11 protein-coding genes are annotated in these 8,519 nt (G+C 65.2%); 4 read left to right on the plus strand and 7 right to left on the minus strand.

Annotated features, from left to right (window positions below; translation table 11 throughout):
- Positions 1-28: 28 nt before the first annotated feature.
- Together KBY85_RS15015 and KBY85_RS15020 are read right to left on the minus strand one after the other, a co-directional pair.
- Positions 29-532 carry a hypothetical protein gene (locus KBY85_RS15015; RefSeq protein WP_254962264.1) on the minus strand — a complete coding sequence of 168 codons (504 nt, stop codon included), beginning with the start codon at positions 530-532 and terminating at the stop codon, positions 29-31.
- A gap of 8 nt (positions 533-540) precedes the next feature.
- Entirely contained in the window at positions 541-699 is a 159-nt protein-coding gene (locus KBY85_RS15020; protein ID WP_254962265.1) for a hypothetical protein, read from the minus strand.
- Between the two features lie 35 nt (positions 700-734).
- Here KBY85_RS15020 and KBY85_RS15025 point away from each other — a divergent pair, with 35 nt between their 5' ends.
- Positions 735-1,706, plus strand: coding sequence for an aldo/keto reductase (locus tag KBY85_RS15025; RefSeq protein WP_254962266.1), 972 nt, complete (start codon positions 735-737; stop codon positions 1,704-1,706).
- Here the strand turns inward: KBY85_RS15025 and KBY85_RS15030 are convergent.
- Together KBY85_RS15030 and purM are read right to left on the minus strand one after the other, a co-directional pair.
- Entirely contained in the window at positions 1,703-2,344 is a 642-nt protein-coding gene (locus tag KBY85_RS15030; RefSeq protein ID WP_254962267.1) for a hypothetical protein, read from the minus strand. The two genes, KBY85_RS15025 and KBY85_RS15030, sit on opposite strands and share 4 nt — an antisense overlap.
- Positions 2,345-2,557: 213 nt before the next feature.
- Entirely contained in the window at positions 2,558-3,598 is a 1,041-nt protein-coding gene (gene purM / locus KBY85_RS15035) for a phosphoribosylformylglycinamidine cyclo-ligase (protein ID WP_254962273.1), read from the minus strand.
- Between the two features lie 390 nt (positions 3,599-3,988).
- Here purM and KBY85_RS15040 point away from each other — a divergent pair, with 390 nt between their 5' ends.
- Together KBY85_RS15040 and KBY85_RS15045 are read left to right on the plus strand one after the other, a co-directional pair.
- On the plus strand, positions 3,989-4,540 hold the full coding sequence (locus KBY85_RS15040; RefSeq protein ID WP_254962268.1) for a septal ring lytic transglycosylase RlpA family protein: 552 nt from the start codon (positions 3,989-3,991) through the stop codon (positions 4,538-4,540).
- 81 nt (positions 4,541-4,621) lie between these two features.
- Positions 4,622-6,178 carry a bifunctional pantoate--beta-alanine ligase/(d)CMP kinase gene (locus KBY85_RS15045; RefSeq protein WP_254962274.1) on the plus strand — a complete coding sequence of 519 codons (1,557 nt, stop codon included), beginning with the start codon at positions 4,622-4,624 and terminating at the stop codon, positions 6,176-6,178.
- Between the two features lie 3 nt (positions 6,179-6,181).
- Here KBY85_RS15045 and KBY85_RS15050 read toward each other — a convergent pair whose 3' ends face one another.
- The 3 genes from KBY85_RS15050 to KBY85_RS15060 are packed head-to-tail and all read right to left on the minus strand — an operon-like array spanning position 6,182 to position 8,120.
- On the minus strand, positions 6,182-6,655 hold the full coding sequence (locus KBY85_RS15050) for a low molecular weight protein-tyrosine-phosphatase (protein ID WP_254962270.1): 474 nt from the start codon (positions 6,653-6,655) through the stop codon (positions 6,182-6,184).
- The gene (locus KBY85_RS15055) at positions 6,655-7,296 is read right to left on the minus strand and encodes a HEAT repeat domain-containing protein (RefSeq protein ID WP_254962271.1); all 642 of its coding nucleotides are present in this window, start codon (positions 7,294-7,296) and stop codon (positions 6,655-6,657) included. Before KBY85_RS15055 ends, KBY85_RS15050 begins: the two co-directional genes overlap by 1 nt.
- Positions 7,293-8,120 (minus strand): HEAT repeat domain-containing protein, encoded by an 828-nt coding sequence (locus KBY85_RS15060; protein ID WP_254962272.1) that lies wholly within the window; start codon positions 8,118-8,120, stop codon positions 7,293-7,295. The genes KBY85_RS15055 and KBY85_RS15060 overlap by 4 nt, the downstream gene beginning before the upstream one ends.
- A gap of 247 nt (positions 8,121-8,367) precedes the next feature.
- Between KBY85_RS15060 and KBY85_RS15065 the strand changes: the two genes are divergently transcribed.
- On the plus strand, positions 8,368-8,519 hold a 152-nt coding region (locus tag KBY85_RS15065), incomplete at its 3' end, for a biliverdin-producing heme oxygenase (RefSeq protein ID WP_254962275.1).

An 8,519-nucleotide genomic window follows, 5' to 3' on the forward strand; every position in this document is an offset into this window, starting at 1 on the left:
TGGCTTCGGCTTGAAGCTCCGCCTCATTTCAGAGGCGGGCCTGAGCTTCCCAACTCTGTCCGCTGGAATCACTGGCCTCGCACCTCAGGCGATGGCGTTCCAGCAGGCATGTCCCTTTGGCTAGCTGGGCCCGGGGCAAGGTGGGCGCTGGAGATCCGTCTAATTCCACGCTGGTGGCAACCGTGGTCACATCCAGCCGGATAGGCCATTGCGGTTTGCATTCGCCATCGGCGCCGCAGCGCATCGGCTTTTGACCGGGGGCGAGCACACCGGCGAAGACCAGGCTTCTGCTGCCGAATAGTTGGTTGGCAGAGGGCGTGATCAGGCGCACACTCAGCAGCCCCTCCATGTTTTGTTTAAGCCGCAACCGGACGCAGTTCTGCTTCTGTTCGCGCAGTAGCTGGGGTTGCCCCATCTGGCCGTGTCTCAGCGAGCAGCCCCTTAGCCCGATCTCCCAGCGCCCGAAGCCCCCTGCTTGGGCGGCGCTGGCCCAGGCCAGCAGCATCAGGCCCAGGCTGAACATCCGAGCCATGGGAGTGCTCAGTAGCCCGAGTCGGCCACGCAGCTGCCCTGGCAGCTGATGCCATTGCTGGCGGTGCGTCCGCAGTGTTGGCAAAGAACCGGGTCTGGGGGGAGCGCCGGTTCGGCTGCAGCATTGGGCAAGCTGGCGGTGCTGCCGGGGTTAAGGGCATCGGACATTTTGGGGAGTATCAGGGTTGGCAAGTAACTCCACGATGGCGCATCCAGTGGGGCAGCCCGGCATCGGCGTTGGCACTTGGGCCTGGGGAAATCAATTTCTTTGGGGCTACGACCCGAGCCAGGATCCGGTGCTTGAAGCCACCTTCCGGCGGGCTGTGGCCTGCGGCCTGCACACCTTTGATACCGCGGATTCCTACGGCACTGGCAGGTTTAACGGCCGCAGTGAGGCCCTTTTGGGCAGCTTTGCGGCGGCCCTACCGGCGACCCAGCGCGACCAGCTGCTGGTGGCTACCAAGCTCGCCCCCTTCCCCTGGCGACTGGGGCGCCGCGGCTATGAACGGGCTTTTGCGGCTTCGAAACGGCGCCTTGCCGGTCGAATTGATTTGGTGCAGTTGCACTGGAGCACGGCTCGCTACGCCCCCTGGCAGGAGGGGCCCCTGCTGGAGGGTCTGGCTGATCTGGTGCAGCAGGGGGAGGTGGCGGCCCTTGGCGTTTCAAATATGGGGCCCCGTCGCCTGCGGGCGGTGCACCGGCGCTTGACCGAGCGGGGGGTGCATCTCAGCAGCCTCCAGGTACAGCTATCGCTGCTGGCACCCGATCCGATCCAGCCGGGCGGCGTGGCGGAGGTCTGCCGTGAGCTGGGTATCCGTTTGATCGCCTACAGCCCCCTGGCCCTGGGGCTGCTGGCCAGATCAATGGCGGCTGGGCCTTTACCTAGGGGACCAAGGGGAGCTCTATTCCGCCGGCTAGCTCCCGCCTTGGTTGAGCTCCAGGCTGAGATGGCCCGAATCGCCGCCAATCGCGACGCCAGCCTGGCGGCGGTGGCCCTCAACTGGTGCCGGGCCCACGGCGCTTTGCCGATTCCCGGCTTGCGCCGTCCGGAGCAGGTGGAGCAGGCCGCGGCGGCCCTGGCCTGGAACCTGTCTGAGCAGGAGCGCCGCCGTTTAGATGATCTGGCGCTGGGATTGCAGGTGGGCATGCCTGCCAATCCCTTCCTGAGCGACTAGCTGGCCTGGGGGGCTGGATCGAGGGTGAGCACCACCGGCATGGCCTGGTGGCGTACCAGGGGCACCACAGGGCTGGGACCGTGGTCACCGAGGCTTTCCGCTTCGGCGGCCGCTTCGGGGCCGCAGGCTGCCAGGGCTTCCTGCAGCAGGGAATCGAAGGTGGCTCCAGGCAGCCGGTGGCGTGCCAGCTCCAGGAAGGCTCGAGCCAGAGACTCACCAGCCGCTGCCCTCAGTGCGGGGTTGTTGTGGCGAAGCTGCAGCTCGTCATCGATTGAGCGCAGGAAGCGCTCCGTGACATCCCGCTTGGTGGAAGCCCGGATCCTGGTGTCCTGTTCGGCCTGGGATAAGAAAGGCTGAGCCTCAAGCTCCTCAAGCCGGCGGCCCAGGCTTTCAAGCACTTCCCGCGCTTCCTTGGTCACGTGGGCCAGTTGGCCGTCTGAGAGTCGGGGCAGGTCGGCTACATAGACCTTGCCGTGATCTCGCAGGGTGAGGAAGGTGGGCCTCACCCCCCCCCGCTGGGGCGCTGCCTGAAGCTCTCGGGGGCGCTGCGGCCGGGTTGGGGCTACGGGGCCGGCCGAGCTGCGGCGGCGGGTGATGCGTTGACCGGTGCCGAGGGGAGGTGCAGCGGAGGTGCCCAAGGGGCTTGGGGGCGCTATTCGCTGTGGTGAACCTATTGATTGCGTCATGACGCCACTCCTAATCCAACTACGTATGGCTCGAACATCGCCCTGGCTCTGGAACCGGTCGATAGGTGTTGATCAACTTTGAAGTCATTACCCTAGGCAGGAGAGCGGCTTACGACCGGGCCAGCAGCCCACTCTGATGCAATTGGCCATTGGCAGCCGGGCTGATCAAGCGTTGAAGGGAAGTCCTGCCAGCGGTTGCTCGCCAGCACTGCCATTGGCCACCGCGCCCAGCTCCCAGGCCTCGTAGCCAGTGTCTTGGCAGATTGCGAGAGCTTGATCCGCTGCAGTTGCCGGCACCACCAGGCAGTAACCCACCCCCAAATTGAAGGTGTTCCAGAGATCGGCCTCCGGCACCTCGCCGGCTTGCTGCAGCCAGTGGAACAGAGCTGGACGCTGCCAGCTAGTTGGGTCGATCACGCCGTGCACTCCAGAGGGCAGGCAGCGGGGCAGGTTTTCAGGCAGGCCGCCGCCAGTGATGTGGGCCATGCCGTTTATGGGCACCTTGCTGGCAAGCAAGGCTTTAACCAAGGTTCCGTAAAGACGGGTGGGGGCGAGCAGGGCATCTATCAGGTTTTGGTTGCTGTTGGGCAGGGTCGTGAGTTCATCGACCGCCTGGCTCTCAAGAATGCGGCGCACCAGGCTGAAGCCATTGCTATGGACCCCACTGCTGGCCACCGCCAGGATGCGATCCCCTGCGCTAACCGCCCGTCCATCGATCAGGGCGCTTGCCTCGACCACGGCCACGCAGAAACCGGCCAGGTCGTAGCGGCCCGGGGCATAGAAGCCAGGCATTTCGGCCGTTTCGCCGCCAAGCAGGGCGCAGCCGCTTTGGCGGCAGCCGTCGGCGATGCCCTCCACCACCTCAGCCATGGCCTCCAGGCTGAGCTTGCCTGTGGCTATGTAATCAAGGAAGAAAAGCGGCTCCGCCCCGCTGGTGATGACGTCGTTGACGCACATCGCCACCAAGTCGATGCCCACATCGTGGTGGCGGCCGTAGGCCTGAGCCAGCTCAAGCTTGGTGCCAACCCCGTCGGTGCCCGAGACCAGCAGGGGATCCCGCAGCCCGGCGGGCAGTCGGCATAGGCCCCCGAAGCCTCCGAGTCCGCCCACAACCTCAGGGCGCCGGGTGGCTTCAACACTGGATCGGATCCGCTCTACAAACTCCCGGCCTGCGACCACATCCACCCCGGCTGTGCGGTAGTCCATCCCGTGCGAACCCATCTGCAGCTCCGATCCTCTGATGCCACCTGCCCAAATTCGGGGCCAATTGCCCGATTGGCACCACGAGTGATTAGCTGCGCTGATGATTGCCATTCGGGTCGCTGATCCTTGGTGGCCTTGTCGACCCCCGCTCAGCCCTGTAGGCGCCTGCCCTGGCCGCTTGGATGACAATTGCTGATCAATCTTGTAGGTGTCGTTTTTAGCCGAAACGGCCAGCTGAAGGAGTTAACTTTGCCCTGTCGTCAATTCCCGATAGGAACCCCGAACGCGAATTCGTACCTCAACTCCATTCAGTTTGAGAGCGAATCCAACGCTGACGAATCACTAATTGCCTCTGGCTGGTGATTGCCGCAACAGCGGCGAGTTTCGTTTGTTATGCGCAGCACCTTCTCCCTTGGGGCCCTCGCCCTGCTCCTCTCCGGTAGTGCTTTGGTTCCCGCCATCGCCGAGTCCAGCCTCGCCGCAACTAGCAATGATGCTGTAGCGATGGCTGTTTCTAGCCCTGAGCCCCAAGGCCCAACGCCTGCAGTCGCCATCCGCGAGGTTGATGTGGAGCTGTCACCAAGTGACACCCAGATCAAGCAGGCACCTCCGACCCGTATCGCTCCTGCCCCCAAGCCAGCGCCCCGTGTGGTGCACAGCTCCAAGGGTCAGGCCAGTTGGTACGGTCCCGGCTTTTTTGGAAATCGCACGGCCAATGGCGAAGTCTTTCGTCCTGGCACCCTCACGGCAGCCCACCGCACCCTGCCTTTCGGCACCAAGGTGCGTGTGACCAACCTCTGGAACGGCCGCACCGCCGTTGTGCGCATCAACGACCGGGGTCCTTTCCACGGCAATCGAGTGATTGACATTGCCCATGGAGCTGCCCAATCCCTAGGTCTCACCGCCAGTGGCGTAGCTCAAGTCCGTCTCGAAGTGCTCCAGTGAGCTGAGCAATGCCGGCTCCCTTGATCAGCCCATCCGCCAATCTGGCGGGTGGGTTTTTTGTTGGCTGCCGCCGCTCTTTTCTTGGACCTGCTCGAAAATTGCCAAGACCTAGCCGCCTGGCGGCAGCAGCAGCAGGGCCCCCTGCATTTCGTGCCCACGATGGGGGCCCTGCACGAGGGTCATCAGCAGCTGATTCGCCGGGCAGCGGCACTGAGGCAAGGGTCAGGCCAGCCCCCCTCCGTGTTGCTGAGTGTGTTTGTCAATCCCCTCCAGTTCGGTCCTGGGGAAGATCTTGAGTCCTATCCCCGGGACCTCCGCTCCGACATTGATCTAGCCGCCGCCGCCGGTGCCACGGCCCTGTTTGCTCCCAGCGTGGCGGAGATCTACCCCCGGGGCGAGGCCGGCTTGACCCGGGTGGCGCCGCCTTTGCTTTTGCGCCAGGGGCTCTGTGGCCGCCACCGGCCCCAGCACTTTGAGGGGGTGGCCACCGTGGTGATTCGCTTGTTAACCCTGGTGCGCCCTGATCTCCTGCTGCTTGGCGAAAAGGATTGGCAGCAGCTGGTGATCCTGAGGCGGGTGGTGGCGGATCTGGGCTTGCCGCTGCGCATTCATGGCTGTCCCACAGTGCGGGAGATCGATGGGCTCGCCTGCAGCTCCCGCAACCGTCGCCTTTCCCCCTCCCAGCGCCAGCAGGCCTCGGCGCTGCCCGCTGGTCTGGCGGCTGCGGCTGCCCAAGTGCGTGGCGGCCTCTCCCAGGCCACAGCGCTGAGCTCCCAGCTGGCCCAGCAACTGGAAGAGGCGGGCCTGAGGGTGGATTATGTGGAGCTTGTGGCTCCCCATAGCCTGGAGCCATTGCAGCAAGTGCAAGGCCTGGCCCTGCTCGCCGCTGCGGTGCACTGCGGTTCAAGCCGCCTGATCGACCATTGTTTTCTGATGTCTCGTCTGCCGATCGTTGCCATTGATGGACCAGCGGGGGCGGGCAAGAGCACCGTCACCCGTGCCTTTGCCCGCCAGATGGGCCTGGTTTACTTAGACACCGGCGCCATGTACCGGGCCCTCACCTGGTGGGTGCTGCGCCAGGGAGCTGACCCTGCAGATGCTGCGGCTGTGGAAGCCCTTCTTCTGGGCCTGGATCTGCAGCTCAGTGCCGGCGGAGCCGGCGAGCAGCTGGTCAGCATCAATGGCTTCGACGTGACCGAGGCGATTCGCAGCCCGGAGGTAACGGCCCAGGTCTCCCTGGTGGCTGCCCACGGCTGTGTGCGCCAGGCCTTCACGGCCCAGCAGCAGGCCATGGGGCTTAAGGGGGGGCTGGTGGCCGAGGGCCGCGACATCGGCACCGCCGTTTTCCCCGACGCCGAGCTCAAGGTTTTTCTCACGGCCACTGCGGCGGAGCGGGCCCGCCGTCGCGCCCAAGACCTCGAGCGGCGGGGCTTTGACGTGCCACCTCTGGCTGAACTGGAGGCCCAGATAGTTGCCCGTGATCACCAGGATTCCAGCCGGGAGGTGGCGCCGCTGTGCCAGGCAGAGGATGCGGTGGAGCTGGTTACGGACGGTATGGCCATTGAGGCTGTGATCCAGGCACTCGTGGACCTGTTCCGCGAGAGGGTTCCGGAGGAGGCCTGGCCCGGGCGCTGGTGAGAACTAATCGTCTAGGGCCTTCAGTAGGCCGCGGCAGGCGTCATCTAGCAGGTCGAGGACGTGCTCAAACCCCTCGTCTCCCCCGTAGTAGGGATCGGGCACTTCGCTGAGATCAAACCGGCTGCGGTAGCTGAGCAGGGTCTCGATGCGGGCGACGCTGCTGCCGCCAGCCTCCTGGGCTAGGGCCTGCACCTGGCTCAGGTTGCTGGCATCCATGGTGAGGATGTGGTCGAAGCGGTTGAGGTCGGCCAGCTCCAACTGGCGCGCCTTGCTCGCTAGGTGGATGCCGCGGCGGCTGGCGGCTGCGCGCATGCGGGCATCGGCAGCCTTTCCCACATGCCAGCCCCCGGTGCCAGCCGAATCCACCACAAAGCGCTCACCAGACTGAGATTGCTCCAGCAGGTGCAAAAACACCCCTTCAGCGGCTGGGGAGCGGCAGATGTTGCCCAGGCAGACAAACAGCACCCGTTTCTTCATTACAGCTCCAGCCGTGAAAGGGCCAACTTGGCGCGCCTCTGCACCACCGGAGGAGTGCCATCAGCCGCTTCCTGGAGTGTGAGCAGGCCCTGTTGGGCCAGCTGCCTCTGCTGGCCTCCCGCGGGCAGGCCAGCAGCCAGCAACTCCAGCCCCACTGCCACCGCGTAGCGCACCACCCACTCGCCGTCGCTGGTGGCGGCCAGTAGCGCTCCTAGGCATTGGCGCTGGACGTCCTGCTGTTGGTCAGGGGGGAGCTCGGCCAGCTGCAACTGGCCAAGTCCCTTGGCGGCAGCCCGGCGCACGCTGGCAGCTACGTCGCTGCCGAGGGCATCGAGCAGCAGCTCTAGCCCGCGCACATCGCCGATGCCGGCGAGGGCGCGCACGGCCCAGGCCCGGGCCCCGTAATTTACTGGGTCGAGCTGCAACAGGGCATCCACGGCCGCTGTCCCCAGGCTGATCAGCCCCTTCACGGCGGCTACCGCCGCACCGGGGTTGTTGAAGCCCAACACCTCCACCAGCACGGGAGCGGCGCTGGCATCGGCGCAGCTGGCCAGTTCCTGGGTGGCTTGCAATAGGGCAAGGGCGCTGCCGGCCTGTTGCAGGGCTGCAATTCGAGCTGGCACCGGTGAGTCCATGCTCATAGCAAGGCGTCCATGCAGGCCAGCAGGGCCTCGTCGCCGGGGTCGCCGCTGCCCTGTTCCACCAGCCCCCGCAGGGCCATCAATTTCAGACTGTTTTCGGCCAGGGTGGCGGCAATGGCTTTAAATCCAGGCCGCCAGCCGGCGGCACCTAGGTCCATCAGGGCTGCATGACGCACCTGAAGCTGGGGATGGTCAAGTAGGTCCACAAGCAGTTCCCCCCAGCGCGCCTCACCGCTTAGTTGCAGCAGGGTGCGCGCCGCAGCGCTGCGGATCAGGGGGCTCTCGTGGGCGAGGAAGGGTTTCACCACGGCCAGCACCCGCGGTTCGTTGACGCCGATGTCGCCCAAGGCTTCCAGCAGGGCTTCGCAGGGTTCCACCAGGCGGTGGCTGTTGGCCTGCTGGGCGCCAGCCACGGCGGGACCGCTGGCTAACTTCTCGCAGAGCGCCTCAATGGCTTCGCTGGCCGCGAGTTGGCCCAGGGCCCGGGCTGCCGCTTCCCGTAGTCCGTCATCGGCATCCTGCAGGGTATCGAGCAGGTCGGGGATGGCCGTTTGTGCTGCTGGAGCCAGTTTGCCGAGGGCGCGGGCAGCATTACGAGCTACTGCGTTCTCCTCGACGCCTTCTCCGCTATCCCTGGGCCGGCGTCGACGCAGGGCTTGTTGCAACAGGGGCACCGCCTCCGGGTGCTGGCTGCGCATTCGGCCCAGCCACCAGGCTCCGTAGTACTGCTGGGAGGTGTCTTCGCTCTGGCGGAGCCGGTGCAGGGCTTCTTGCTCACTGATGGGTTTGCCTACCTGGGGGGGGCTGGCGTCGTCGTCGGCCATGGGTGCTGTCGCGAGACGCGGGCTCCAAGTGATGTTGCCAGTGCCCGGGCCGGTTCGAAATTTCAGCTTGGGCATTATTTCGGCAGGTCCGCTGAAGCCCGGCTCTCAATGAGTGAGAGCCAGCCGCAGTACTAATGCTCATTGCTGGCCCGCTACCACTGACGTGAACTCTTCGCAAAGGGGCAAACCAATCCAGGGTGCCCCCTCTAAGTTGCTGCCGACATACATGTCCCTCAGACCGGCACCTATGGCTGTTGCGCTCGCCTCCCAATTGCGTGAAGGCACCAAAAAGGCCCACACGATGGCGGAGAACACCGGCTTCGTGAGCTGCTTCCTCAAGGGGGTGGTGGATAAGGCCAGCTACCGCACCCTGGTGGCCGACCTTTATTTCGTGTACTC

The sequence above is a fragment of the Cyanobium sp. BA5m-10 genome (assembly GCF_024346255.1).
Classification (GTDB): Bacteria; Cyanobacteriota; Cyanobacteriia; order PCC-6307; family Cyanobiaceae; genus Cyanobium_A; species Cyanobium_A usitatum.

Bases quoted from the DNA above. Each gene is read 5' to 3' on its own strand.
- KBY85_RS15050 (WP_254962270.1), bottom strand. From the start codon at position 6,655: ATGAAGAAACGGGTGCTGTTTGTCTGCCTGGGCAACATCTGCCGCTCC.
- KBY85_RS15015 (WP_254962264.1), bottom strand. From the start codon at position 532: ATGGCTCGGATGTTCAGCCTGGGCCTGATGCTGCTGGCCTGGGCCAGC.
- KBY85_RS15060 (WP_254962272.1), bottom strand. From the start codon at position 8,120: ATGGCCGACGACGACGCCAGCCCCCCCCAGGTAGGCAAACCCATCAGT.
- KBY85_RS15025 (WP_254962266.1), top strand. From the start codon at position 735: ATGGCGCATCCAGTGGGGCAGCCCGGCATCGGCGTTGGCACTTGGGCC.
- KBY85_RS15055 (WP_254962271.1), bottom strand. From the start codon at position 7,296: ATGAGCATGGACTCACCGGTGCCAGCTCGAATTGCAGCCCTGCAACAG.
- KBY85_RS15040 (WP_254962268.1), top strand. From the start codon at position 3,989: ATGCGCAGCACCTTCTCCCTTGGGGCCCTCGCCCTGCTCCTCTCCGGT.
- KBY85_RS15020 (WP_254962265.1), bottom strand. From the start codon at position 699: ATGTCCGATGCCCTTAACCCCGGCAGCACCGCCAGCTTGCCCAATGCT.
- purM (WP_254962273.1), bottom strand. From the start codon at position 3,598: ATGGACTACCGCACAGCCGGGGTGGATGTGGTCGCAGGCCGGGAGTTT.